Raw genomic sequence first — 24,775 nt, forward strand, 5'->3', positions numbered from 1 at the left:
CCGCCGATGGATGAACCGTCGGCTATTCGGTGACTGTCGCGAGAGTGCGGCAGTTCTTGCGACGTGCAAATCAGACGACACTACGTTCGTCAAAATCGTGACCAGCTAAAGATCGCAGAAGATATCTTATGGAAACTTGTATCTCTTCTTATTGGTTTTTTCAGCGTATTTTTGAATCACGATTCAGGCGCAGAGTTGAAAGGATTGAGTGTCTTGATTCTGAATTTCGCGAAGTCTTTGACATTGCGCGTCACGACAATGAGATTGTGAGTCATCGCACTCGCTGCGATCAAGCCGTCCTCGATCAAGTCGTTGCTTTGCCGGTGCATCAGTTTCGCCCAGCAGCGAAACACCGGTCCATTGATCGGCACGACATTGTAAGAATCCGCGACCTGATCGAGCCAGCTTTCGATATCAGCCGCTTTTTCAGGGTCTCGCTCGCGCGTAAGCTCGATCCCGGCCTGTATCTCGCCAATGGTGACGGCTGATAGGAAAAGATCCTCGGCCGGTATTGCTTCAATCCATCTGATGACCGCGCCATGAGGCCGAACGCGTCGCAGTTCGGATACAACGTTGGTGTCGAGGAGGTACTGCATCAGTTAGTCCAGACTACGTGGCTGCCTGCGCTTGAATTGGCCTCGTTTGGGGATTGGGATTTCCGCACGTGATGCGGGGGCGAGCAGAAGCTCTTTCAGGGAAGGTTTGCCGACACTCTGGAGGCGTTTCCACTCTCGGACAGGCACCAGAACGGCCATTTCAGCCCCCCGCTTCGTTACCAGTTGCGGTCCCGACTTCATGCATGTGTCGAGCAATTCGCTAAATCGCGCCTTCGCATCCTGCACCGGCCAACTATTCATGGCGAAATTCATCTCCGACAATTCTAGTCATTTAAATAGTCAGTTCAATCCGATAGTCAACACTGGCCGATCCAGATCGGACTCCCTGTCCGCTGTTTCGGCTGTTCTCGTGGTGCCGATAGCGCAGAGTCGCGGCCGTTGGCGAGCATCGTCACGCGTTGTTTGTCGGTGACCAGCATGGTGCCTCCTCGTGCCAGGCGTTGCAGCCTGGCACGATCGCTTGAGGGTGGATAAGGATTATTCCGCTGCGATCTGCTCGAATTCGCCAGGCATTCCGGGCGGGGGTTCATTTGTCTCGGTCAGATCCTCCTCCGGATCGGCAGCGTCGGCGCCTTCGGCCGGATCAGCGTCATCGGGTGATGCATCGTCAGCGCCTTGCTCTGTCTCCGCGCCGGCGGGGTCATCGTCGCCAGAACCCTGATCGCCGTCGTGCCGGGCGTGGCTTTCGGCGAGCTTCGTGGCCTTGTCCGCCGTCAGCGCGAACGCCGCGCCCGGGTAGATGAACTCCGTCTTGAACCGATCAACGACGGCGGCGCGGGTTGCCTTCCCGGTCTGGCGGGGCAGGACGCCGCACGCGCTGCCGATCCCCTCAATATCGGGCTTGGACAGGCAGGAGAGGAACGCCTGCGTCGCCATGTTCGGCAGGCACCGTTCAGCCTCGATCTCGTTGCCCGCGATCCGTGCGACCGGCCCGGAATAGGGGTCCGGACACGAAAGTTCATTTTACGTACGCCAGACATGAACGAATAAAGAACGCAGAAATTTTCAATTTTAGAAATTCACCTTGACTCCACCGTAGGCACCGATTGGCGCTGCTGGACTGTAGGCGCGCGGGTTTGTGAGGTTAGGCACCTGAGCGACGTAGACGTTCCCAAGCGATGAAAAGCCGCCGTAGGTGTAGTAAGTGTTGTTGGTAGCGTTTTCGAGGGCCGCAAATAGCTCGAGCTTTTTGGTCAGGTGATACTTCGTGGTCAGATCTGTTACGAAGTAGCCCGGCAAGGGTTTGGTCAAATTGGCCTGATCGCCAAACAGGTAGCTTGAGGTCAGCCCGACGGCCGAGGCGCCGACGCTCCATTTCGGGGTGATTTGGTAGCTTGCTCCGAATTTGATCTGGTTGGCCGGAATGCCGGACAGATGATCACCGGGAACGATAGTAATGTTGCCGGCGGCATCCGCGGCCGGGTTCCCGCCCGCGGATTCGACGAAGCCGTTCTGATAGATCGCATCGACAAAGGTGTAGTCGAAATAGGCGTGCCATAGTCCCTGATGGAGGTGCAGACCGAGATCGATGCCCTGGCGTAGCGCATTGCCGGTGTTCTCGAAAAATGCCCTGCCGAACACCGGAGCATTGACGAAGGCGATGTTGTCATTGAGCACGGTGTGGAAGTAATCGGCGGTGTAGGTCAGCGTGCCGCCATGGGGTGTGATCGCCGCACCGCGGACACCGGCTTCCCAGGTGCGCGCTGTGACCTGTTTGAGGTTTGGGTCGTTAACGAAGAAATTCGAAAGGCTGCACGCATTCTGCGGTCCTGCACAAGAAAGCTCGGCGGGTGTAGGATTGCGGTTGGCTTCGGAGTAGCCGCCGTAGATCGTCGCCAGCGGCGTGACCTGGTAGGCGACGCCCAGTGCAGGATCGAGGTGCGAGTAGAAATGCCGTCCACTGAGCGTACCGCCGCCCTGGTCGTGGGAATCAAGTTGCGCTGCATTGATGCGTGCCGATCCGGTGACCGATAACTGGCTGGTGACATCGAGGGTGTCGGACGCATAGACCCCGTAATAGGCGCTGCGGAACGCGGCCTGGACCGGGATATTGATCCCCGGTTCATCGAGGATGATCCCCGGTCCGTAATAGGCGCGGCTAATGGGCGTGATGCCGCCAATCAGCCCGCTGGCGCTGAACTCCGTCTGCGAGCCATCGTAGCTGACGCCGGCAACGAGATGATTGTGACGACCCTCCAACATTGCAGTATTTGTCCATTGCAGGGAACCGCCATAGCCGTTGGTGTTGGTGCTCTCCTGGTCGAGTTCGGAGTAGAAATTGCTGTTCAGAAAATTGGGAATCGGCACCAGATTGCGTGTGGTGCTGAGAATGCCTGGCGATGAACAGAGATAGGGTGACCCGGTATAGCAGGGCAGATCGTTGGGGCCGTTGCCGTTGGAAACTTTCTGCAAAAAATAATCGTAATAGGCGACTGCCTGTAGCGTATTGGTCCGGTCAATCCGATCGCTGAAAGTGGTGGCAAATTTTGCGTAATGGTTGCCGACGAAATTGGGCGACGTGTATTGCGCCGAAGGGGACACCGCGAGAAGCTGAACGGGCGCTGTACCGGGACCGTTCAGGCGCGACCGGGCAAAGGTCAGGCTCATGTTGAGCTGAGCGTGTGCTCCGCGCCAGCCGAGATTGCCGTAGAAATTCTGGATGTTCGAGGATTGATCCTGGCGCCAGCCGCCTTCATGGCGTTCGCTCGCTGCAAAATAAGCCGAGGTATTGCCATGCTGAATGCCGTATTGAGCATCGAGTTCGGCGCGACCGAAGGAGCCACCCAACACCTCTACCGAACCACCGTGATAGGTAAAACCGTCCTTGAGTTGCACATCGACGGCACCGCCCAGCGCATTGAGGCCAAAGACGGGGTTGGCGTCTTCGACGGTGACGCTGCGAATTGCCGGCTCGGGCAGCAAATCCCAGTTCACCGTGTCGCCAAACGGCTCATTAAAGCGCACGCCATCGACATAGACGGCCAGCCCCTGGGAGGTGCCTTGCAAGGGTGAAATCTCAAAGCCGTGATAGAACAGGCTAGGCTGATAAGGGTTGCCGGCGGCGTTATCGAGATTGACGCCTGTGGCGTCGCGCTGGAGGGCGCGCAATGCATCGGGCGCACCGTTCTGGGTCAATTCACGATGACCCAGAATCTGAACCGCTTGGGCAGCCTTGGCGATATCGATGCCGGAATTGCTCAAGGGCGAGTTCTGGACGATGATTTTCTTGATATGAACGCTGCCGCTCTGGGGTGCGGGCGGCGTGACTGGCACGATAATAGGCGCAGTAGGCTGTGCCGGTACCGTCTGTGCGTGCGCAAAGCCGCCGAACAAGAGCAAAAGCGCGCCGGCCAAAACCCGGACGCCGTAGGATGATCGGTTCATCTCGCATTTCCTCCAGAATTTATCCCGCGCGTTCATCACACAGGGCCGACATCCGTCGGATTTATCGCGTAATCGTAGTTGGCTTAATCAGTCAGCAATGGCAGCTTCCCGTCCATGCCTCTCGCCCTTCCTTGACGAGAAACCCCACGACGCCGAGGCTGGCCACGGCGTCGATCCACCAGGCGTCGGTCAGCGCCTGCATGATCAACCCCACGACGACAACTAAAGACAGGTAGCCACACGTGACGCTTTCCATCGCATCCGCGCGCATGGCACGGCTGCCCAGAGCCTCTGCGATGGCGACTTTGCGACGAGCCAGGAAATACATAGTCGGCATGGCGAGCAAAGTGATGCTCAGCCCAATCTGTGAAAATTCTTCACCGGTATGGGCTACCAGTTTCGAAGTTGCGGTAATGACGACATAGGCAGCCAACCCGAACAGTAGGACACCCGAGATACGGCTGGCCACGCGTTCGGTCCATTCACCGAAAACCTGCCCATTCCGCAATTCGGCACCCAGTCGCCATATGAGCACTCCGGCCGAGATGATCTCGATCAGGCTGTCGATGCCGAAGGCGCGTAAGGAAACGCTGTTGGCCTGCGTACCACCCCAGAGCGATACGCCAGCTTCCACGAGCATCCAGACGATCGTAAGAAATTCGAGCCTAATGGCGCGCCGAACGAGAACCGCGCGCGCAATGCGCATGTCGGCGTGTTCAGGTATAACCGTCACTTCGTAAGGGCAGCAGCCTGTGGCCCCGGTTGAAAAAACTCTATCGGGTGATGCAGCAACCGGACTATTGTTCACACAGACGACCTCAACCACGAGTTCATGCCAGCACATTTAAACGTTGTAGCCGCTAGAAGGTCAAGGGTATGACAGGTGATGTTCTCAACATTGGCGATCTTGCGCGAGAAACAGAAACCAAAGCTGAGACAATTCGATATTATGAACGGATCGGGCTGCTTTCAGCGCCTGCCAGAACATCGGGCAACTATCGGACCTACGCCGAAGCGGACATCATGCGCTTGAGTTTCATCCGGCGGGCGCGAGCATTGGGGTTCTCCGTCGGGCAAATCCGGACCCTGCTCGAACTTAACCACCAAAAGGATCAATCATGCGAGCAGGTCGATGCCATTGCACGCGAGCATCTCGCTGAAGTGGATCGCAAACTGGCCGGTTTGACGGCGCTACGGGCGGAGCTATCAACCCTGATCGAGCAATGCAGCCTGAGATCAATCAGAGAATGTCGGATCATCGAGGCGCTGGCGATTTCTATGTGACGGCTGGCGTTACGCTCAGAGCGCACATCGTCGCGCGTTGTTCTTCGGTGACCGGCATCGGCGCCTCCTTGTGCCGGGCTTTGCGGCCCGGCACGATCTCTTGAGGGTGGGTGCGGATTATTCCGCTGCGATCTGCTCAAACTCGGCCGGCATTCCGCGCGGCGGTGCCGTCGGCTCGGACAGATCCTCCTCCGGATCGGCAGCGTCGTCGCCTTCGGCCGGATCAGCATCATCGGGCGATGCATCGTCAGCGCCTTGCTCTGTCTCCGCGCCGTCGGGGTCATCGTCACCGGAACCCGGATCGCCGTTGTGCCGGGCGTGGCTTTCGGCGAGCTTCGCGGCTTCGTCTGACGTCAGCGCGAACGCCGCGCCGGGATAGATGAACCGCTCCGTCTTGAACCGATCGACCACCGCGGCGCGGGTTGCCTTGCCGGTCTGGCGGGGCAGCACGCCGCTCGCGCTGCCGATCCGCTCGATCTCGGGCTTGGACAGGCAGGAGAGGAACTCCTGCGTGGCCATGTTCGGCAGGAACCTTTCAGCCTCGATCTCGTTGCCCGCGATCCGTGCGACCGGCCCCGACTGCATCCCGAAGCCGTCGCGCAGGCAGAGCGCATGCTTGAGCATCGCCCGCGCGCCGGTCCTGATCGTGTCGGGATCGAAGGTCAGGACACCGCCGGAGATCAGCGGATAGGCGATGGCGCTACGCCGGCGGTAGATTTGGCCAGGTTCGATCTTCTCGCCGGTGCGGACCTGCACGTTGTCGCCGGCGAAGGCGAGCACGAGCAGGGCGATCAGGGTCTGATCGTCGATCTCGACCTTATCCAGCGCCTCATGCAGGGCATCGGTCTGGAAGTCGCCGATCATCTTGAGCCCTTCCTTGGTGACCGGCGGGCGAGAGCTCGCTTGCACGAATTCAGCCTCGGTCTCGATCTCGCCGGTATCACCGGTATCTCTGGCTTCGTCGGTTACACCCCCTGCCCCGGCACCGGCAGCGGTCGTCGGCTTGCCCTTCGCCTTCGATTTCGTGACCGGCTTGGGCTCAGGCAGGCGGTAGATCACGGTCTCGATCTTGCCGGTACGCTCATTGATGAAGCGGCCGGCGGTCTCACCCTTCCCCGGCTTCTCGCCATAGACCTTCACCGCCTTGGCGGGCAGCTTCGGTTCACCGTGCTCGTTCACCGGCAGGATGACCTGGCCCTTCGGCAGCTTCTTGCTCAGATACTCGTGCTGGGCGTTGAGATAGGCCTCGGCCTGGGTGGTGTAGCGATTGTCCACCCCGTCCTGGCCGAACAGATCCTCTTCCCAGATGATGCCGTTCGCTGTGGCGATCTTCGCATCGAACGAGGCATCCCGGGCATAGAACCGGGTTTTGGTCAGCGCCCGCGCCAGGTCCCACCACATGACCCGCTCGATCTTCTTCGGCTTGTGCTTCTTCCAGGCTTCCGCCTGATCCTCGCGTGAGGCGCTGGCGATGGTGCGCAGATCACGCTCGTTCGGCTCATCTCCCTTGGCCATCTGGTCGAGGATGGCGGGATGGATCGAACCGCACAGTTTGAGCCGCTTGATCACGCGGGGCGGCAGGGCGAGCGCGGTGGCGATACCGTCCTCGGTCCAGCCATCACCGCAGAGCGCTTCGATGGCGCGCCACATATCGACCGTGCCGAGGCCGGCGCGGACGATGTTCTCGCTGAAGGCGCGCATGCTGTCGTGATTGGCGTCATCGCCGTCAAGCACCAGCACCGGGATGGTGGCGAGTCCGGCCGCGATGCAGGCGCGGGTGCGGCGATCACCGGCCTTGATCACCAGTCTGCCGTCGATCTCGCGTGCGATCGGCGGCTGGATCAGGCCGATCTCGCGGATGTTGGCCGAGAGCTGGGCCTCGTAGGCCTCGTCCGGTTTGACGCGGCGGGGGTTGGCGGGGTTGGGCACGAGTGTCTTGGGATCAACCTGTCTCAGGTCCATCGGTAGCTCCTTCATGGGATGGTTTGTTTCAGTGGTTTTCCCTTCCAGTTTCTTCCGGAAGTAACTTCCGCGGCGCATGGCGACGGGACCGGCACCATTGCCGGCGAGCCGCCCTGCCCTGCGGCGCGCCGGTACGGCGCCGACGCGGGGCCGGGTGGCGCAGGCGGCGATGGAGCGCAGCGGTGCCGGGCACGACACCATGCGATCGGGAACGGATTACCGGTTACAGACCGGCGAACAGGTCCAGCTGGGCGACCGGGGTCTTGAGCGAGCTGTGGCCGGTCGACGTGACATGCAGCTGGGAATGGGTCCGATCAGCCGGCAAGGCATCCACCGAAAACGACTCGCAAGTGGTAGTTTTCGGGTCTGCCATACCGGTGAGGTTGGTTTCAGCCGGCTTCGGGGCGAATTTCTGGGCGAGCCGGATGTATTCGGCCCGTTCACGCGCTTCACGTTCCTGCATGAGCAATCGCCGGTGCCAGTCGATCACGTCCGTTTGTTTCAACCGGGCGCGGATGACACGTTCGACATCGCTGAAGGTCCAGGCGGGGTCACCGTAGCAGGGGTGACGGATCGTCTGGTCGAGGAATTCGATCTTCGTGGCGCGGGTCTGGAAGAACTCATCCCAAAATCCGACACTGTTGTAGTAGGCAATATGGCCAAACGTATTCGCCAGCCGTCCGTAGAATTTCTGGGTGAACATGGTCTCCGGGAAATCCTCCGCGATGAAGCGGAGCAGATGGTTGCCGAATTTCGCTTTGGTCAGCGCATCATCCCATTTCGTCGGGGTGAATTGCTCCGGGGTCAGCAGGGGCAGGCGGATCGCGCGGGCGAGCGCGGTGGGGAGCATGGCGATCTCCTTTCGGGTCTCGTTGTCGTTGTCGGTGGAGAGGGATGGGAGGGGGTCGTTCCCCTCCCCTATTCGTCCTGATTGGCACCAGACGACACCGTACCGAGATCATCGGTCGGATCGTCCTCGAGAGAGGAACGTCGTGCGAACATGGCTGGGAATTCCGGGGGTTGGTCCCCTGCCCCGCTCGCGTTCGGACCAGCGCCGGTGTTGGCCTCGCTCTCCGTGGCGGCCAACGCCTTGTCGATCGCGGCCAGTTCCGCCAGTTTGGCGTCGAGTTCGCCTTGCAACTCGAAGGGTACGCCAAGGCGGGACTGGTATTCACTGATCCGGTGCTCGGCGTTGATCAGATCCTCCTGCGCCCGGTCACGCTGGATTTCGAGGCCTCTGATCACGGATTCGATGCGGGCGATCACCCCGAGGGCGTTCATCTCGTCGGGCATGTCGATTGTAAGGCGCTGGTCTGTCAGGTGCAGGATCACCTTCGCGTCGTCGATCCCGCCCTGCCTGGAGCGCATCACCCGCAGGCTGAATTCGAAGCCGCCGATCTCACCGGCGATCGCCTCCTTCTGCTCCCACGCGCTCTCCATGATCGTGCGGATCAGCGCCGATCCGGCATGCTTGCGCTCGGTGAACCGGGTCTCGCCAATGGTCATCGCAAACGCATCGCCGGTGGTGTCAATCCGCCGCGCAATGTCCTTCTCAAACCCCGCGATCCGCTTGGTGGCGGTCTCGATCGACCAGCGCGCCTCGTTCAGCGTCCGGCGGATCGAGATCTGCCCGTCGATATGCGCGTCACTCAGGCGACGGAGCCGGGCCAGCTCGGCCTCGAGCCCAGCCTTCTGCATCAGTCGCTGATCCCCCGAGGCGATCGCCTTGGCCATGGCGAACTGGTTGGACTGACTGCCGGCGTCCTCCAGCCGGCGGATTGTGCGATCACCCGACAGCGACGCCTCGATGAACCGCTGCTTGCGCTCATTGTTTTGCCACATCGTCGCATCCATGCTGGTCTGCGTCGCATAGGCATAGATCGCGATTTCCTCGTTCTGGTTGCCCTGCCGCTCGATCCGGCCTTCGCGCTGCTCGATATCCGAGGGCAGCCACGGCACATCGAGATGGTGCAACGCCGCCAGTCGCTTCTGGCCGTTCACGCCGGTGCCCATGGTCTGCGATGATCCGATCAGGATCCTCACCCGCCCGGCGTTGAAGTCGGAGACCACCCGCTGCTTGTCCGCCGCCTTGCGGTAATCCTGCATGAAGGCGATCTCCCCGGCGGGCACGCCGCGGGCGACCAGCTGATCCCTGATCCAGCGATAGGCCGAGAAGCCGCGGGTCTTCTCGACGTTCAGCGTGCCGAGATCGGAGAAGATCATCTGACCCGCGCCGTCATTGGGGTAGGGTTCCCCGCTGGCATCGAGGTATCGCCGTGCCGCCGTATCACGCCAGGTCTCGAATACCTTGTCGATCAGGGCGTTCAGCTTGCTGTCGGGATCCGGCATGCCACCCTGGGTCACCAGCCGCAGATCGATCGCGGCGTGGCGGCCATCGGTGATCACCGAGAGCAGGATGTCATCACCCTTTTGCGGCTTACCCTTGCGGGCCTCGATCTCCTTGATCCGCTGGTCGAGGAAGCGCTGGTACATCCGGAAATGTTTGCTGGGTTCGACGGTGACCAGCTGGCGCTTGCCGGTGGCGATGCGGGGGAGTTTCAGATACTCACGCAGATCGGCCTTCTGGACGACGTCGGCGAAGCTGCGGAAGATGTCGATCAGCTCCGGCACGTTGACGAATTCCGAGAACCTGGTGACCGGCTTGTATTGGCCCGACGGCTGGAGTTCGAGATCGGTGCGCGCGTCCCCGAAGTTGGCCGCCCAGCCGTCAAAATGCTGCAACCCCATCCGGGTGAGGATGTCTTCGGCAAAGAAGCGCTGCAGCGTGTAGAGTTCACCCATGGTGTTGGTGATCGGCGTGCCGCTCGCCATCAGCAGGGCGCGGCCGGGGTTCTTCTGGTCAACGAACCGGGCTTTGACGAACAGATCCCACGCCCGCTGTGAGCCGTTCGGATCGACGCCCTTCAGGGTCGCCATGTTGGTGGCGAAGCTGAGTTTGCGGAACTCCTGCGCTTCATCGACGATGATCTGGTCGATGCCGATCTCACCGATTGTCAGCAGATCGTCCTTGTCGCTGCCCAGAGCGTCGAGCCGTGCCTCGAACCCCTCCTTGATCCGCTCGATCCGCTTGCGGCTGATCCGGTCGTCGCTGTCCACGCTGGTCAGGATCTCTTCCATCGCACTAATCTGGTCCTCGAGCATCGACCGCTCGAAGCTGGCCGGGACGGCGATGAACTTGAACGCGGAATGAGTGATGATGATGCAGTCCCATTCCCCCGTCGCGGCGCGGGCGAGGAAGCGCTGGCGTTTTGCCTTCGCGAAATTCGTCTCGTCGGCGACCAGAATGCGGGCGGTCGGGTAGAGTTGCAGGAACTCGCGGCTGGCCTGGGCGAGGCAGTGACCGGGGACCACCATCATCGCCTTGGTGATCATACCGAGGCGTTTCTGCTCCATCACCGCTGCGGCCATCGAGAAGGTTTTGCCGGCGCCGACCGCGTGGGCGATGTAGGTCGCGCCATCGGCGATGATCCGCCAGATCACCCGCTTCTGGTGGGGGTAGAAGCTGATCACGCTCGATGCACCGGGAAGCGTCAGATGCGAGCCGTCGAAGTGACGGGGCACCAGATTGTTCATCAGATCGTTGTAGATCCGGCAAAGCGTCTCCGCCCGTTCGGCGTCGGTCCAGACCCAGGACTGGAATGCGGTCTTGATCTTGCTCAGCTTTTCCTTGGCGGCCTCGGTCTCGACCACGTTGAGTTCGCGCCGTTCTGATCCGCCCGCATCCCGCCAGACGTCCCAGATCTGCGGGATCTGCGAATTCAGCGCGTCGTCGAGCAATTCGCCGGCATGACGCCGGGCGGTGCCCCATTCGGTGGTGCAGGCGCCGACGCCGGCAAAAGCAGATACGTTCAGGGTCCAGCTGCCGACCTCGCGGACGTGGTTGATCCGGGTGGTGACACCGATGATCTCCGTGCAGAAGCGCTCGATCACATTGGTCGGGATCCAGGTCGCCCCCAGCCGGGCGGTGATCTCGGAGGGTTTCAGATCGACCGGCTGTGCGGCTTCGAGGGCGGTGACATTGGCCTCGAACCGTGGGTCTTCGACGGCGGCCGCGCGGGCGATCGCGAGCTTGGTCCGCACCGGGCCGGAGAGATAGGCATCGGAGGTTTCCCAGCGGCGGGTATCCGGGTTGAGGAAGATCGCGTTGGGCAGAAGGGAGATGACGGTCTCGGCGGTGGTGCCGAGCAATTCGGCGATATAGTCGGGATCGACGCTGCCCCGATCATGCAGGCAGACCGTCAGCGCGTCGGCCGCGGTCTCGATCATCGGCTCCGCGGGCGGGTGGATCACCCTTCGGTCGAAGATCGCACCGTGACGGCCCTTGTCGCTGTCGAGATCGTATTCCTCGATCGAGGCGACCAGCCAGACATCGGGGTCATCCGCGAAGGGGGCGAGATTGGGTCGGCGGACGATATCGCGGGTCTTGCCGGTTTCCTCATCGGTGATCGTGACCACCTGCGTCCTGTTGATCGCGCCATAGGTCCGCACGAAGCGGCCGTAAACGAGGCGGAGCTTCTGCTGAGCCTGCTGCCAGGGCAGATCGGCTTCCTGGGCGCGGAGCACCTCCCGGACCGCATCGCGGATCGGGATCAACCCGTCGATGATCTGGGCGGAGAGCAGCGGGATGCCATCGCGCTTGGAAGTCTTCTGCTTGACCGGGATCTCGGTCGGGATGCCGTCGACCACCTGATGCAGCCGGTTGCGGATCACGAGGTAACTGCCCTCGCGGATCGTCGCGCCGTCGGCGGCATGGCCGGTGTAGACCGGCTCGGCGACTTCATCGGGCTTGCGGAACCGGGCGGGGTCCGGGGCGTGAACGCCTGATGGCAGGATGGCGAGCGCCTCGTGGATTGCTGCTTCGAGGCCGGGGCCGGTGTCGCCCTTGCAGGTGTAGACCAGGCCGTAGGGGCTGGTGGTCCGGTCATGGGTGCCGAGCACCTGAGCCGGATGGTCGAGGAAATAGCGGTTGATCGCGACCGCCGGGGTCTCGTCCGTGGCGGGAAGGGCTTCGGCGGTGCCGGTCCAGTTTACCGGACCGGGGATCTCGTCATCGGCGCGGGCGCGAAAGACCAGCAGGTCGACCACGACATCGGTGCCGGCGTCGGCGCGCATTGCCCCGGCCGGCAGGCGCACCGCGCCGAGCAGATCGGCTCTGGCCGTGATAATCCTGCGGGCGGTGTCATCGATCTTGTCCATGGTCCAGCGGCTGACCACGAAGGCGGCGAGACCGCCGGGGCGGAGGTGGTAGATCGACCGTGCGATGAAATAATCATGCAGCGACATCGCGGTGGGCGGGGTGATCTCGGTCAGGCGCTGGGTACGGTCGGAGAACGGCGGGTTGCCGATCGCGAGGTCGAAATCTCCAACCAGTTTCGCCTTGGTGAAATCCTCCCGCCTGATCTGGCTCTCGGGGAACAACAGGCGGGTGATGCGGGCGGTCACTGGATCGGCCTCGACGCCGGTGAAATGGCTGTTCGCGGCGATGGCTTCGGGCGCAAGGGCGATGAACAGGCCGATACCGCACCCGGGTTCTAGGACGCGCCCGCCGGCGTAGCCGAGCCGTGCCACCGCGCTCCAGAGCGCCCGGATGATGAATTCCGGGGTGTAGTGGGCGTATTGGGTGGCGCGCATCAATCCCGCGCGTTCGTGCGGACTGACCAGGGTTTCCAGATCGCGGCCGATCTCGGCCCAGCCGGCACGGAAACCCTCGTCCCCACGCGCTTGCGCCGCTGTCTCCTCACCCGCATCAGCACCTGCGGTGGAAGGCAAGGTCGAGCCTGCGGCACGGAACACACCTTGGGCCAACTCGGTGCTGCTGAAGGCGCAAAACTTGATCAACTGCGCCTGCTCATCCGGCGTTGCCGGACGGTTCGCGGTCTCGATCTCGCGGAGCAGGCGGATCGCGGCGAGATTATCCTGCGCGCGGGCCTTCCACCCGGCCGCGAGGTTGCGCGCACCGTCGAGCCGGAAGTTCGTCCCGCGACGTGCGGCATGGGACCGGGACGAACGGCCCCCCTGCCCTGCTGGCGTTTCGGCCTCGTCGGTGTCGTCCACCGGGTTCTCCTTCATCGGGATACGGATCAGGCCGACCGGGTTGAGATCGGCTGGGGTGAGTGCGGTGGTGCCGAACAGGTCGAGACCGAGTTGGCCGCCCTGGTCGAAGGGATTGATCGGCATGGCAGGATATCCTCTGGAACGAACGAAGAACGCCGTTCCGGGTTGGAACGGCGTTCTGCGGTGGGCTTGATGGGAAAGGTCAGGTTCGGGCGATCGGGCCGACGTCCGGGCTGGACCGGGCCGGATCGCTGCGGTTTTTCAGGCGGGCGGGTGGATCGCGCTCGCGGGTTCGATCGCTGCGAGCAGATCCGGGTGTTCCTGCGCGAACCGGCCGCGCTGGTAGGGCCGGCCGCGTTCGGTCTCGACGATCAGGCGTTTGAACCGCTCGATGTCGTTGATCCGGATATAGCCGTGCCGGACGCACCACGCCCCGTTCTCGTATTCGTCGGAGAGATCAGGGTGGAGCGGCGGAAGCGGCTTGCCGGTGACTTGATCGAGCGCGCCGCGCAGCCACCAGGCATGCAGGCGGTATTTATCGGTAATCCGCCCGTGCTGCTTGATCAGTCGTTCACGTCGGGAGCGATAGCGTGTCATCGCCAGTCTCCTGCGCCTCTGGGATGTTGTGGATCTCGGCGCCGGCGCGGCGATATCGGGCCGCAATGATCTCCAGGTTTTCGTAGGACAAGGCTTTGCAGATGATGAAACGCGGTTCCTCGCCGACCGCGATCATCGGCCCGCTGAAAGCCAGGTGAAGCACCTGATCTGGATCGGCCTGACGAACATCGATGACGGCACCTCCCGCTGCGAGCACCCGGGCCTTCATCGCATCGAGGTCATAGCCCGAGATGCTGCGCCCCCTGCTGACGTAGAGCGTCCATTGCGAGGGGTTGATCCAGAGGTGGCCGCCTGTGGTCGCGCATGACTGCGCGATGAGGTCATCGAGAAACGCCTGGTTGCCGCTGCGCGGCTGGGAAGGATTGCTCATCGGTGCCTCCTCAGATCATGCCGAGGGCGAGCAGCCAGGATGGCGCGCCGTCGGACGAATGGCCGTCGGGTTCGACCTCCTCGCCATCTGTGGCTTCGACCACGCTGTCGGTGGACCAGCGCTCGATCTCGGTCATCGTGGGAAGGTCGGTGATCGACCGGGCCCAGGCCGGGAGATTGGTGATCGCCAGTGCTGCCCGCTCGAACCGCTCGGCCTTGATCGCATCGGTATCGGCAGGCGCACGAGTGCGTACCCAATCCGAGCACACATCACGGACGTAGACGGCACCGTCTTCGCGGTAGGAGATCAGGCGATGAAGTTTGACGCTGAAAAACCGATAGCGTTCGGGTTCCGCGCCGCTCGGCTGGGACGGCGCGTTGTTATGCAGGATTTCCGGGGAGGCTGACATGGGAGGGATCTCCTTCGATGGGGTGTGATCCGATCGAAATCCTTCGTTGTTCTCTGGATTTCTCGAATCTACCCATCGCGCGACCGCATCCCGCCGACGGCAGGCAAGGGCGCGGGGCGGGCGATTTCGCCCGACCCGCGGGAAACGCAGCCACGCGCAACCGGCGCTTGCGCCGGTGAGCATGGCGAGGCCCTACCCCTTGCCGGCCGAGGCGGGTGCGGTAGCCGATTCTCTTTTCGGTGTTGTTCCCTGCCCTCTTTCATTTTTCTGGTTTTGCGCTACGCCGATCACCACTTCATCAAGAGGAATAGAGCATGCCCAGGGGTATCAAAGGATCATCCAAGCCAGCGACCAAAAGCCAGGCCGCTGTAAGAGCAAAGGCCTCACCTGCCAAAGTGAAAATGGCAGCCGCGAAGCCTCCCATGAAAGTCGCTTCGAAAGCGGCACAGCAAACGATGGCCAAGCCGATCATCGTCGCGGCAAAACCAAAGTTGTCAGTCCAGGAGTTGCGTGACCGGGTCGAGCAGCTGGAGGCAGCAAACAACGCCTTGGCAATGAAAAACAAGGCTGTTCGCAAGGATCTGAAAGAGGCACGCGCCGAGATCAAGACACTTCAAGCAGAATTGGAAAAGTCGAGAGCAGCGTCATCGGTCAGCGCAACAGTACCGGCTCCGGAAGAAGTCCCAGCGGCATCCGCCGTCACCGCCGTCGAGCCGGAGACCGCGACCGAAGCAGCAACAGAGACCGCGACGGATGCCGTGACCACGACAAAGCTGCGGAAAAAGCCGATCATCAAGCAGGGTAAAGTCAAGATCTGACCCGTCGTCGTCTTATCGGGTTTCCTCGGTTTCGGTCTGTCCTTCGGCAAGCCATTCCTTGACCTTGAGGTCGGTGTCGATCGGGGCGAACGGCCCTCCATCGTCGGCGGTATCCATCGTGGCATGCAGTGCCACAGTCCATTGCGTCAGATCCTCCGCCGGCGTCATCACCGCACCGACAGCAAGGCAATGATAGGCCCCGATCGCTTCGGCGATGGTGTCGAGAAACATTCGGTAGCGTGGTTCCTCGTGCTGCGGGGCGTCTGTCACAATGCCGGTGATGATGGCTGCGAGTTCAACGTCGGTTGCGATTTTTGCCATGTCGGGATTTCCTTTCAGGAACCGATTTCGATGATGTTCTGCTCCGTGATCTGGATGCGTGGTGCCCGGTCGGGTCGGGGACGCTTCACCGGGCGGGTCCGGAATTCCCGGACCGACCAGGTGATCGCCGTGCGGTTCTCGACGAGGCTGGCGCCGAATTTCGAAAGATACTCCTGCGCTCCCGCAAGATTGGCGCAGGCCAGGATGCACCGGACGGTGTAGCCTGATCGAGGTTTTGGGATCTCCGCCCACATGCCGATCAGCGGCAGGCCTTTCGCGGGGTGGCGCGTGCGAACCTGTGGTTTGCGGGCCTCGATGTCAGTGGCGTCGAGGGCGTTGTCATTGGTTCCGGTCATGGCCGGGGTTCCTTTCGATTGATGGGTTGCGGTTGAGGTTGAGACTGAGACTGAGACTGACATTGAGGACGTGTCCGATGTTCAGGGGACTGCTATCCGTTCCGGCTTAGCGGCGATCAGGTCGCGATACCGTTCGCGGACGGCGGGGCCGGTCAGATAGTCAGCATCGATGCCGAGCAGGGCGCTGACCCTGCGGCGGATGCTTGCCAAAAGCTCCGCGTCTTCATCGGACGGCACGGTGGTCGGCCAGCCTTTGACGTAGAGCAGATGACGGGGCAGCAGTGCCTCCAATCGCATCCGCTCGTGGGCAGCGAGCCGGGCCCGCGTCACCGCACGTCGCATATCGGCGTCGAGCAGATGCGGCGCGGTGTCGGCAAGCCAGCGGTTTCCCTGAAACGCGAAGGTCGAGCGGGCTTCGAGATCGACCATGGCGCGGTAGATGTCATGGTTATCCGGGCAGGAGGCGGCGGCCCGGAGATCACCGATCGAACTCATGATGCAGAACACGCACGACACGCGGGTCGATCCGTAGACGGCATAGGCTTCATGGGTCAGGCCGGCCGCCGCGATGGTCCGCCAGACCTGCTCGATCGGCCATTCGATGATCGGGTTCCAGACCAGGGCCTCGCGGCGTCCCGTGGCGAGGTTGCTGTCGATTGCACAGACCGGCTTGGCCCGGCGGGTGGCGCTTTCTTCTCGCCTGATCCCGGTCACGTTCAGGATCGGTTGACCGGGGAAGCGTTTGGCCAGCGCCGAAGCGATCACCTTGGTTTTTGCCTCCGAAGTACAGAACCGCATCGATGGCGTGCTCCAGGGCAGGATCACCTGCACGCATTCCAGGGTGGCGTAGCGGGCGACGTTCCGTTCCCAGCGGGTCTCCCATCGATGCATCAAATCGCCCGCCTGGCGACGCACGATGACCAGTTCCCAGCCGATCAGCTCGGCAAGGCGCTGACAGGACGGGAGACTGTCGCGCCACTCCACCCGGCCGAGATCAGCGTGGATCAGAATGCGTGGCCCCACGTGGCCGATCGCGCTCAGGTGCCGATCGATGGCAATGGCGACGGCTCAGGAATCCTTGCCGCCACTGACGCCGATCGCAACGGCGGCATCAGCGGCCAGCAGACGCTCGACCTCCGGGGTCAACGCGATCGGCGGGCATTCGGAATCCCAGCCGGTGCCGGTGGCGGTGTTGGCGTCGATATCGAGGGCCAGAATTCCTTGCCGGCGTCTGGTGGGCAGGGGAACGCATCGTTCGCTGTCCCCCCTGCCCTGCTCCGCGCTTGCGGAGCAAAACGCGTCCATCACGCAGCCGTGGCGAGAGGTTCGGCAACGGGCCTAGCCTGGTCGTCGAACTCGTCGAGCGTGCCTCCCGGATCGCCGTCGCCGTCCTGCTCTCCCGCGCCGGCTTCGTTGGCCGCTCGCACCGCAGCCGCATAGTCGGGATGAAAGCCGAGGATGTAATCGGCCACGCGCTGTGCATCGGCCGCCGCGCGGAAGATCGCCTTCCTATCGGACCTGATGACGGTCATCCAGTCGGCCAGGTAGCTCGCGGTGTTCTCGATCTCGGCCTCGACGCCGACTACGGTGCAGATGTTCACCGAGGCGATCGACACCACGAGTTCCTCGAACGCATAAGCCGCTGAGCCGAACCGACCACCCTGGCTGAGGTTCAGCCGAGGTGCCGCATAGGCATAGTGCGAGAGTTCATGCAGCGCGGTGTGGGCGAATGCCGCATCGCTCCTGAACGCACCTTTTGGAGGTAGGTAGATGCAGTCCCGTGACGGGACGAAACAGGCTTGCGAGCCGCCGTAGTGGATGGTGGCACCGCTGTTGTCGAGGATCGTCTGGACCGCCTCGGGCGTACGCCAGGGTTCGGCTGCGATCCCCGGTGGGTTATAGACGGGAATGCCGTCGATCTGGGTCGCATGAAAGACGGTGGAGGCGCGCAGCATGAAGAACGGGCGTGCCCCCGCCCCTGCGGTATCAGGAGAAACGAGACCCGTCTCCCCGTCCTCGCCGTCCCGCCGCTGGAGCTTGCGATAGAACACGACGGTGGTGCCGCGTTCGCCCTTGCGGACCTGCCAGCCACGGGCTTGCGCCTGCCGATATGAGCACCAGCGCGGATCGCCGTTGAACGCCGCATCCTGCATCATGCCGAGCAGCAGATTGTTGATCCCGCGGTAAATCCGTCCCGTCGTCGGGTTCATCGGCGCGCCGGCGATGCCCTGATCCCAGCCGCGTTGCCACGGCAGCACGCCGCGTTCCAGCGCAGCGAGGATCTTGTCGGTCACCTCCTGGTAGATATCGCGGGGATTGGGATTGGGATTGGCTTTGCCAGAGCGCCGCCATTTTGGTTTGTTCATCGGTGTTTCTCCTTTCCTGAAACACCGCTCGCCAGCCGCGTCGGGGCGGGCGGGGCAAGGGCGCGGGGCGGGCCGCTTGGCCCGTCCCGCGGGAAACGCAGCCACGCGCAACCGGCGCTTCGCGCCGGTGAGCATGGCGAGGCCCTACCCCTTGCCGGCGCCTGGCCCGCATGCGGCATCCCTTGCCTGATTCCACGGCGATTGCGCTTATTTCGGGCATCTCATCCATGGTCGCCAAAATGAACGAGGCGGAAGGATCGTCACGGGTCACTGGCTGGACCCCTGGGGCCGCTGGAGCAACAGGAACCGCGTGATCGCGCCTGGAGAACGGCACCACGACCATGATCGCTCACTTCGAGACGTTCAGGTCTTCGTCTGCTATCCGGACTCGGCAATACTCACGACCGAGCCGGTGCCTGAGGGCGGGGGTTCGATTTGTCAGTAGCCTACTCTGCCCGCCGATCGAGTAAGGCGATCATTTCCTAATCTTTGAAGCGGTCGGGGGCCGCCTCGAAGCGAGGCAAAAATTCCCAGGTCGACATCCGATTACGGGTGCTGCCAGCGCTATTTTGGTGGTCGCTACACGTTTGACCACCGTTCTGCCGCCGACGAGGGCTGGGAGGATGCCATCCAGGGAGCCTGGGCCGCACGACGAACACATGTATGTGATCAACTTGGGACCCAAATAATCAGCATCTGGCAGTGAAATACCGCGACGGCCGTCGTAGGTACGGCCAACGAATTGCATGGATGCGCAAGACATCGACGGCGCGTCGTGCAGAAGCATCAGAGAGGCAGCACCATGGCGAATATGCACCCGATTCTTATCGTTGACGACGATCTGCCCCTGCGCACCAGCTTGGCCGAGCAGATGCACGACAATAATGAATTCGCGATCCTCGAAGCCGGATCCATCGCCGAGGCTGAGCAGGTTCTGTCTGTGACTGACAAGAGGATCCATGCGATCATCCTTGACGTCGGTTTGCCGGATGGCGATGGACGGACCTTTTGTGCCCACCTGCGTGAGCGTGGCCACGCAATTCCGATCATCATGCTGACTGGAAGCACAGATGAAAAGGATGTCGTGCAAGGCCTCGAATCGGGAGCAGACGACTATGTCGCAAAGCCATTCAGACTGGCCGAATTAATGGCGCGGCTGCGTACTCATTTAAACAATTACGAAAACAGTGATCGCGCTGTCCTACAAATCGGACCCTACACCTTAAGCAACGTAAACAGGCAACTGCATGGGCCAGAAAACGACAAGCGCATCTATCTGACCAACAAGGAAGTGGCGATCTTGAAATTCCTATACCGCGCGGGCGGCGAGGCGGTCGAGCGTCAAGTTCTGCTCAACGAGGTGTGGGGATATAACCCAACGGCCACAAGCCACACGCTGGAAACCCATGTTTACCGCCTGCGTCAGAAAATCGAGCCCGAACCGGCGCAGCCGACGTTACTGGTAACCGATGGAGGCGGCTATCGGCTCGCGAAATAGCGTCAACGGGTTTACTGATAGCGCAGCGGCTTAGGATCGGCTCGATGCTATCTCGAAAACGCCGGCGCGAAAGGGCACCGAGGTTCATGTGTGGACGGCCCTAGGGGCGCAGGTAGGGTTTGCAAGTTCTGATAAGGGTTCGAATGCGGTCATGTGTCCGGCCTCAATGATTGCGGCGCTATGACCGCAGGGCCCAGATGGGTTCCGCGAACAACATCCAAACAATTAACCGGCATGCGATTACCGTAGACGCGCGAGGATTTTGTTGTTCGTCGGTTCGACGGCGATTACGCGGGTGCGGGCGCGGTAAGCCGGGCCAGGTCATTCCTTCGGCTTCGGACGCCGGCCAGCCGGGTGGGGCGGCGGCGGAGCGGGCCGCGGATTGGCGCAGTGAAACATGGCATTCATCCTGGCAGCGATGAGCGATCAATTTTATTGCGATCCCTCTTAATGCCCATTAGGTAGCATACTCTCTTATTAGAGAAACCCGCTTCAATCATTCTACTATAAAACATATTACGAGCGGAAATCAGAGTAAATCGTTCGTTGGAATTAGGAAAGCAATGGTTAAATGCTTTGTTTATACATTTTTGTGTCCTGGTTACGTAGGTTTTGTAACTAATCCCAGATTCCAATATATCGCTAACAGATTGCAGATGTTTATTGATAATATCAACATCTTTCTCACCACACACGCAAATGACACGCTCCTCGCCGGCAGTGTCATCCTCAGTCTTATCCGATACTTTTATAAATAATATGCTATCATGTTTCTCAAAGTCCTTATCATCTAATAAAAATGCATTAATCCATTCAATCGGCTTAATGCCTGTACATAAGGTTGCTTGTAAAAACCAGGAAGCACGCTGAGACCAAATGTATCCTAAATCGGCATTATTATTTCGAAGACGATCACGGGCAGTATCAAGGTGCTTGATTATAGCAAGCATCACATCTTTATTGTTGTGTTCAATTCTTCTAAATGAGGACTCAAGTTTATCTTTTATTCGAGATTCCGGTATTACAAGACCATTTATTTTTTTTAGAAGCACCTTATCGTCTGATTGTGCCGCACGAAACTTGATAGCGGCTTTTATTATCATAATGTAACCGGGCCGGTATTTAGGGCCAGCTGTTTCCCCCAACGAGGTTATTGCGTCATCGATCGTACCATACTGCTTCTCTAAAGCTGCGAGAACTTCGAAATATTTCGTCGCTGTTTTTATAGAAGGAATTCTCATGAATATATGTAATCCGATTCCAAGCGGCGCTGTGGTCAATAATTGAATTTATTTTAGCGTTTAGACATCGGCGATTATAACTCAAACGATGACGAGACAAAATAGGCCGCACCAGTCGCAGTCGCTAGATGTTCGGCAAGCGTTATCTTGTTGCAATGCGCGCAAGCCACCGCAACAAGGCGAAGGGAAATGATTTGGTGCTTCGATCGTGAGACTTCTTGAAGGCCCGCGCAACGTTTTGCGGTCCATTGTGATGCCGCCGGAACCTGATCTGACTTCAAGCCGGTCACAAAAAAGGGCGACGGCTCACACCGTCGCCCCCGTTCGATGTTCGGCTGATCAGCCGATCGTCAGATTACCACTTGAGAGCGGCACCCGCGCCGATCGCTTGGCTGTGCATGCGGTTGCCCACGGTGGTGTTGGTCTTGCTATTGGCGAAGTCGAAGCCGTACTGCTTGCGCTGGCCATACAGATAGGTGACGAACAGACCGAGGTTCGGGGTGACGGCGTAGTTGGCACCAACCGCAACACCATTGTCCTGCTCGGTACGGCCGACGCCGTTGCCCGGCATATGCGCACCGGCGCTCTGGTTGTTGAAATAGTAGGCGCCGACGGTGGCCGGGCCGGCGGTGTATTCGGCGCTGACCAGCCAATCGAAGGCGTTACGCTGGCCGGGGAGCAGGAAGGTATAGCCATTGTTGACCTGGCCGTCCTTCATGTTCGCGCCGACCATGAACCCAGCATAGGAAACCTGGCCGCCGACTGTGGCGATGCCCATACCCTTGTAGCCGGTTACGTGCGTGAGCACGCCGTCGGAAATCGATGCACCCGAGCTATTACCAATCGGCGAGGACTTGATGTAGCCGCCCGATACCTTCACGCCAACGCCACTGAATTCGCCGGTATACTGAACCATCGCGTCGAGCGTATTCTTGCGGCGGGCATTGCCGGCGCCACCAGGCGCGCTGGCGAGGGCCGCGCAAGTGCTCTGCGCCACGGTGCAGGCGGCGAGACCTTCCTTGATGCCGTTCGAATTCGGCTCAAAGCCGATACCCGCGTTGAAGCCGGCGAACGTCGGCGTGAGGTACACGATTTTGAGGGTGGTGTAGAGCGCCCCGGTGTCCGAGAACAGCCAGGTCGGGTGCGCAGCGCTCGGCACGATCGAGCCGATGCCGCCGTCCGAATTCCACTGGTTGCCGTCGCCGAAGTTTTCGAACACGCCGTCCTGCATCAAAGTCCACGGGCCATCGCCCTGGCCGATCCGCACGATGCCCGCCTGCTTGGTGCCCAAATAGGCATAGGCGCGGCGGATCACGAGAGATTCCGTGCCGTTAGCAGCAGCATTTTCCTGCATGCCCTGGCCGGGATTAGTGTAGGCGTCACGAATTTCCGAAGCGACACCGTACTCGAACCCGCCGGTCGTCATAGCATCAAAGCCGGGATACAGGCGCAGGAACCCTTCGTTGGCGATCGGGTTCAGCTTGTAGCCGCCGTAGCTGTTGACCGAGGAGCCAACGGCATCGAGCTGATAGGTGAACAAACCGTTCAAATGAACGACCAACGTGCCCGGCTTCGGCGGCGTGGCTGCCTGTGCGTGCGCGGCACCGGTTGCTCCGGCTACCATGCCCAACGTGGCCACCGAGGCCAGTAGTAATTTGCGCATATCAATTCTCCATGTTGCCAGTTTCCCAGCGTTTACCCTGTCGCCCATCAGGCTGGCAAAATGTCACCAGCGCTGCCGCGTCGGTCTCGTTCTGAGACACGTGCTGCTTGTGATCGCGATAAAGAGGATTTCTCGCAACAAAGGCAATATGTCGAGCGGCCGATTTTGGCATTTTTCGACGCATGTTGTTTTAGGGCAACATTAGCGCCTTTGTGTAACACTTCATGTATCTCGCGGCGAGTGTCGTCACCGCGAGGTTTCCGTACCGCCGGATCTCGAAAGATACTCCTGCACTCCCGCAAGATTGGCGCAGGCCAGGATGCGCCGGACGGTGTAGCCTGATCGACGTTTTGGGATCTCCGCACACATGCCGATCAGCGGCAGGCCTTTCGCGGGGTGGCGCGTGCGAACCTGTGGTTTGCGCGCCTCGATATCAGTGGCGTCGAGGGCGTCGTCATTGGTTCCGGTCATGGCCGGGGTTCCTTTCGAATGATGGGTTGCGGTTGAGGCCGACGTCGAGGCCAAGGCCGCGGTTCAGGGGACTGGTATCCGGTCCGGCTTCGCGGCGATCAGGTCGCGATACCGTTCGCGGACGGCGGGGCCGGTCAGATAGTCAGCATCGATGCCGAGCAGAGTGCTGACCCTGCGGCGGATGCTTGCCAGCAGCTCGGCATCTTCATGGGACGGCACGGATGTCGGCCAGCCTTTGACGTAGAGGAGATGACGGGGCAGCCATGCCTCCAATTGCATCCGCTCGTGGGCAGCGAGCCGGGCCCGCGTCACCGCACGTCGCATATCGGCGTCGAGCAGATGCGGCGCGGTGTCGGCAAGCCAGCGGTTTCCCTGAAACGCGAAGGTCGAGCGGGCTTCGAGATCGACCATGGCGCGATAGATTTCGTGGTTCTCCGGGCAGGAGGCGGCGGCCCGGAGATCACCGATCGAACTCATGATGCAGAACACGCACGACACGCGGGTCGAGCCGTAGACCGCATAGGCTTCATGGGTCAGGCCGGCCGCCGCGATGGTCCGCCAGACCTGCTCGATCGGCCATTCGATGATCGGGTTCCAGACTATGGCCTCGCGGCGTCCCGTGGCGAGGTTGCTGTCGATTGCGCAGACCGGCTTGGCACGGCGGCTGGCGCTTTCTTCTCGCCTGATCCCGGTCACGTTCAGGATCGGGCGACCGGGGAAGCGTTTGGCCAGCGCCGAGGCGATAATTTTGGTTTTGGCCTCCGAGGTGCAGAACCGCATCGAGGGTGTGCTCCAGGGAAGGATCACCTGCACGCATTCGAGCGCGGCATAGCGGGCGACGTTGTTGGCCCAGCGCCCGTTCCACCGGTGCAGCAGATCCCCGGCCTGTCGGCGCACGATAACCAGTTCCCAGCCGACCCGCTCGGCGAGGCGCTGGCAGGCGGGGAGACTGTCGCGCCATTCCACCCGGCCGAGATCGGCGTGGATCAGAATGCGTGGTCCCGCGTGGCTGATGGCTTTTAGATGACGATCCACCGCGATGGCGACTGCGCAGGAATCCTTGCCACCGCTCACGCCGATTGCAACGGCGGCATCAGCGGCCAGCAGACGCGCGACCTCCGGAGTCAACGCGATTGGCGGGCATTCGGAATTCCAGCCGGTGCCGGCGGAAGTGTTGGCGTCGAAATCGAGGGCCAGAATTCCTTGCCGGCGTCTGGTGGGCAGGGGAACGCATCGTTCGCTGTCCCCCCTGCCCTGCTCCGCGCTTGCGGAGCAAAACGCGTCCATCACGCAGCCGTGGCGAGAGGTTCGGCAACGGGCCT

Annotated in this window: 24 protein-coding genes; 3 read left to right on the forward strand and 21 right to left on the reverse strand. The window is 61.2% G+C overall.

What is annotated here, in order from left to right:
* Window positions 1–176: 176 nt before the first annotated feature.
* From AruPA_RS19160 to AruPA_RS19185, 6 genes are all read right to left on the reverse strand, one after another.
* Window positions 177–596, reverse strand: coding sequence for a type II toxin-antitoxin system VapC family toxin (locus AruPA_RS19160; RefSeq protein ID WP_265638364.1), 420 nt, complete (start codon window positions 594–596; stop codon window positions 177–179).
* 3 nt (window positions 597–599) lie between these two features.
* Window positions 600–869, reverse strand: a complete 270-nt coding sequence (locus tag AruPA_RS19165; protein ID WP_265638365.1) for a type II toxin-antitoxin system Phd/YefM family antitoxin — start codon at window positions 867–869, stop codon at window positions 600–602.
* A gap of 44 nt (window positions 870–913) precedes the next feature.
* Window positions 914–1,036 carry a hypothetical protein gene (locus AruPA_RS19170; protein WP_265638366.1) on the reverse strand — a complete coding sequence of 41 codons (123 nt, stop codon included), beginning with the start codon at window positions 1,034–1,036 and terminating at the stop codon, window positions 914–916.
* 58 nt (window positions 1,037–1,094) lie between these two features.
* Window positions 1,095–1,493 carry a hypothetical protein gene (locus AruPA_RS19175; protein ID WP_265638367.1) on the reverse strand — a complete coding sequence of 133 codons (399 nt, stop codon included), beginning with the start codon at window positions 1,491–1,493 and terminating at the stop codon, window positions 1,095–1,097.
* A gap of 135 nt (window positions 1,494–1,628) precedes the next feature.
* Window positions 1,629–4,001, reverse strand: coding sequence for a TonB-dependent receptor (locus AruPA_RS19180; RefSeq protein WP_265638368.1), 2,373 nt, complete (start codon window positions 3,999–4,001; stop codon window positions 1,629–1,631).
* 91 nt (window positions 4,002–4,092) lie between these two features.
* On the reverse strand, window positions 4,093–4,809 hold the full coding sequence (locus AruPA_RS19185) for a cation diffusion facilitator family transporter (protein ID WP_265638369.1): 717 nt from the start codon (window positions 4,807–4,809) through the stop codon (window positions 4,093–4,095).
* Between the two features lie 68 nt (window positions 4,810–4,877).
* Between AruPA_RS19185 and AruPA_RS19190 the strand changes: the two genes are divergently transcribed.
* Entirely contained in the window at window positions 4,878–5,285 is a 408-nt protein-coding gene (locus AruPA_RS19190; protein ID WP_265638370.1) for a helix-turn-helix domain-containing protein, read from the forward strand.
* Window positions 5,286–5,402: 117 nt separating this feature from the next.
* Here AruPA_RS19190 and AruPA_RS19195 read toward each other — a convergent pair whose 3' ends face one another.
* From AruPA_RS19195 to AruPA_RS19220, 6 genes are all read right to left on the reverse strand, one after another.
* On the reverse strand, window positions 5,403–7,247 hold the full coding sequence (locus tag AruPA_RS19195) for a ParB N-terminal domain-containing protein (protein WP_265638371.1): 1,845 nt from the start codon (window positions 7,245–7,247) through the stop codon (window positions 5,403–5,405).
* Window positions 7,248–7,470: 223 nt separating this feature from the next.
* Entirely contained in the window at window positions 7,471–8,097 is a 627-nt protein-coding gene (locus tag AruPA_RS19200) for a hypothetical protein (RefSeq protein ID WP_265638372.1), read from the reverse strand.
* A gap of 68 nt (window positions 8,098–8,165) precedes the next feature.
* Window positions 8,166–13,445 carry a DEAD/DEAH box helicase family protein gene (locus tag AruPA_RS19205; protein ID WP_265638373.1) on the reverse strand — a complete coding sequence of 1,760 codons (5,280 nt, stop codon included), beginning with the start codon at window positions 13,443–13,445 and terminating at the stop codon, window positions 8,166–8,168.
* A 138-nt stretch (window positions 13,446–13,583) separates the two neighbouring features.
* Complete coding sequence (locus AruPA_RS19210; protein ID WP_029313330.1) at window positions 13,584–13,919, reverse strand: hypothetical protein; 336 nt, start codon at window positions 13,917–13,919, stop codon at window positions 13,584–13,586.
* Window positions 13,894–14,310, reverse strand: coding sequence for a hypothetical protein (locus AruPA_RS19215; RefSeq protein ID WP_265638374.1), 417 nt, complete (start codon window positions 14,308–14,310; stop codon window positions 13,894–13,896). The genes AruPA_RS19210 and AruPA_RS19215 overlap by 26 nt, the downstream gene beginning before the upstream one ends.
* Window positions 14,311–14,320: 10 nt before the next feature.
* Window positions 14,321–14,719: a hypothetical protein gene (locus AruPA_RS19220; protein ID WP_265638375.1), complete on the reverse strand. Its 399-nt coding sequence runs from the start codon at window positions 14,717–14,719 to the stop codon at window positions 14,321–14,323.
* Window positions 14,720–15,033: 314 nt separating this feature from the next.
* Here AruPA_RS19220 and AruPA_RS19225 point away from each other — a divergent pair, with 314 nt between their 5' ends.
* Window positions 15,034–15,537 carry a hypothetical protein gene (locus AruPA_RS19225; protein ID WP_265638376.1) on the forward strand — a complete coding sequence of 168 codons (504 nt, stop codon included), beginning with the start codon at window positions 15,034–15,036 and terminating at the stop codon, window positions 15,535–15,537.
* Window positions 15,538–15,549: 12 nt separating this feature from the next.
* Here AruPA_RS19225 and AruPA_RS19230 read toward each other — a convergent pair whose 3' ends face one another.
* The 5 genes from AruPA_RS19230 to AruPA_RS19250 form a co-directional block, all read right to left on the reverse strand.
* On the reverse strand, window positions 15,550–15,858 hold the full coding sequence (locus AruPA_RS19230; protein ID WP_265638377.1) for a hypothetical protein: 309 nt from the start codon (window positions 15,856–15,858) through the stop codon (window positions 15,550–15,552).
* 14 nt (window positions 15,859–15,872) lie between these two features.
* A complete protein-coding gene (locus AruPA_RS19235) occupies window positions 15,873–16,214 on the reverse strand; it encodes a hypothetical protein (RefSeq protein WP_265638378.1) in 342 nt (113 codons plus the stop codon).
* Window positions 16,215–16,295: 81 nt separating this feature from the next.
* Window positions 16,296–17,237: a phosphoadenosine phosphosulfate reductase family protein gene (locus tag AruPA_RS19240; protein ID WP_265638379.1), complete on the reverse strand. Its 942-nt coding sequence runs from the start codon at window positions 17,235–17,237 to the stop codon at window positions 16,296–16,298.
* 45 nt (window positions 17,238–17,282) lie between these two features.
* Window positions 17,283–17,519 (reverse strand): hypothetical protein, encoded by a 237-nt coding sequence (locus AruPA_RS19245; protein WP_265638380.1) that lies wholly within the window; start codon window positions 17,517–17,519, stop codon window positions 17,283–17,285.
* Window positions 17,519–18,580, reverse strand: coding sequence for an ArdC family protein (locus AruPA_RS19250; RefSeq protein ID WP_265638381.1), 1,062 nt, complete (start codon window positions 18,578–18,580; stop codon window positions 17,519–17,521). Before AruPA_RS19250 ends, AruPA_RS19245 begins: the two co-directional genes overlap by 1 nt.
* An 802-nt stretch (window positions 18,581–19,382) precedes the next feature.
* Here AruPA_RS19250 and AruPA_RS19255 point away from each other — a divergent pair.
* Complete coding sequence (locus AruPA_RS19255) at window positions 19,383–20,078, forward strand: response regulator transcription factor (RefSeq protein ID WP_265638382.1); 696 nt, start codon at window positions 19,383–19,385, stop codon at window positions 20,076–20,078.
* Between the two features lie 404 nt (window positions 20,079–20,482).
* Here the strand turns inward: AruPA_RS19255 and AruPA_RS19260 are convergent, their stop codons facing one another.
* The 4 genes from AruPA_RS19260 to AruPA_RS19275 form a co-directional block, all read right to left on the reverse strand.
* Window positions 20,483–21,319: a hypothetical protein gene (locus AruPA_RS19260; RefSeq protein WP_265638383.1), complete on the reverse strand. Its 837-nt coding sequence runs from the start codon at window positions 21,317–21,319 to the stop codon at window positions 20,483–20,485.
* A 355-nt stretch (window positions 21,320–21,674) separates the two neighbouring features.
* Complete coding sequence (locus AruPA_RS19265) at window positions 21,675–22,982, reverse strand: porin (RefSeq protein ID WP_265638384.1); 1,308 nt, start codon at window positions 22,980–22,982, stop codon at window positions 21,675–21,677.
* 246 nt (window positions 22,983–23,228) lie between these two features.
* Window positions 23,229–23,453 (reverse strand): hypothetical protein, encoded by a 225-nt coding sequence (locus tag AruPA_RS19270; protein WP_265638385.1) that lies wholly within the window; start codon window positions 23,451–23,453, stop codon window positions 23,229–23,231.
* 63 nt (window positions 23,454–23,516) lie between these two features.
* A partial coding sequence (locus AruPA_RS19275) for a phosphoadenosine phosphosulfate reductase family protein (protein WP_265638386.1) occupies window positions 23,517–24,775 on the reverse strand: 1,259 nt, incomplete at its 5' end.

It is taken from the genome of Acidiphilium sp. PA (genome assembly GCF_026191915.1).
Classification (GTDB): Bacteria; Pseudomonadota; Alphaproteobacteria; order Acetobacterales; family Acetobacteraceae; genus Acidiphilium.

Coding starts and splice junctions, on each gene's coding strand:
- AruPA_RS19165 (WP_265638365.1), bottom strand. CDS start 869: ATGAATTTCGCCATGAATAGTTGGCCGGTGCAGGATGCGAAGGCGCGA.
- AruPA_RS19175 (WP_265638367.1), bottom strand. CDS start 1,493: ATGGCGACGCAGGCGTTCCTCTCCTGCCTGTCCAAGCCCGATATTGAG.
- AruPA_RS19205 (WP_265638373.1), bottom strand. CDS start 13,445: ATGCCGATCAATCCCTTCGACCAGGGCGGCCAACTCGGTCTCGACCTG.
- AruPA_RS19245 (WP_265638380.1), bottom strand. CDS start 17,519: ATGGACGCGTTTTGCTCCGCAAGCGCGGAGCAGGGCAGGGGGGACAGC.
- AruPA_RS19235 (WP_265638378.1), bottom strand. CDS start 16,214: ATGACCGGAACCAATGACAACGCCCTCGACGCCACTGACATCGAGGCC.
- AruPA_RS19225 (WP_265638376.1), top strand. CDS start 15,034: ATGCCCAGGGGTATCAAAGGATCATCCAAGCCAGCGACCAAAAGCCAG.
- AruPA_RS19190 (WP_265638370.1), top strand. CDS start 4,878: ATGACAGGTGATGTTCTCAACATTGGCGATCTTGCGCGAGAAACAGAA.
- AruPA_RS19215 (WP_265638374.1), bottom strand. CDS start 14,310: ATGAGCAATCCTTCCCAGCCGCGCAGCGGCAACCAGGCGTTTCTCGAT.
- AruPA_RS19160 (WP_265638364.1), bottom strand. CDS start 596: ATGCAGTACCTCCTCGACACCAACGTTGTATCCGAACTGCGACGCGTT.
- AruPA_RS19260 (WP_265638383.1), bottom strand. CDS start 21,319: ATGAGAATTCCTTCTATAAAAACAGCGACGAAATATTTCGAAGTTCTC.
- AruPA_RS19200 (WP_265638372.1), bottom strand. CDS start 8,097: ATGCTCCCCACCGCGCTCGCCCGCGCGATCCGCCTGCCCCTGCTGACC.
- AruPA_RS19230 (WP_265638377.1), bottom strand. CDS start 15,858: ATGGCAAAAATCGCAACCGACGTTGAACTCGCAGCCATCATCACCGGC.
- AruPA_RS19210 (WP_029313330.1), bottom strand. CDS start 13,919: ATGACACGCTATCGCTCCCGACGTGAACGACTGATCAAGCAGCACGGG.
- AruPA_RS19250 (WP_265638381.1), bottom strand. CDS start 18,580: ATGAACAAACCAAAATGGCGGCGCTCTGGCAAAGCCAATCCCAATCCC.
- AruPA_RS19180 (WP_265638368.1), bottom strand. CDS start 4,001: ATGAACCGATCATCCTACGGCGTCCGGGTTTTGGCCGGCGCGCTTTTG.
- AruPA_RS19220 (WP_265638375.1), bottom strand. CDS start 14,719: ATGTCAGCCTCCCCGGAAATCCTGCATAACAACGCGCCGTCCCAGCCG.
- AruPA_RS19255 (WP_265638382.1), top strand. CDS start 19,383: ATGGCGAATATGCACCCGATTCTTATCGTTGACGACGATCTGCCCCTG.
- AruPA_RS19265 (WP_265638384.1), bottom strand. CDS start 22,982: ATGCGCAAATTACTACTGGCCTCGGTGGCCACGTTGGGCATGGTAGCC.
- AruPA_RS19170 (WP_265638366.1), bottom strand. CDS start 1,036: ATGCTGGTCACCGACAAACAACGCGTGACGATGCTCGCCAACGGCCGC.
- AruPA_RS19270 (WP_265638385.1), bottom strand. CDS start 23,453: ATGACCGGAACCAATGACGACGCCCTCGACGCCACTGATATCGAGGCG.
- AruPA_RS19195 (WP_265638371.1), bottom strand. CDS start 7,247: ATGGACCTGAGACAGGTTGATCCCAAGACACTCGTGCCCAACCCCGCC.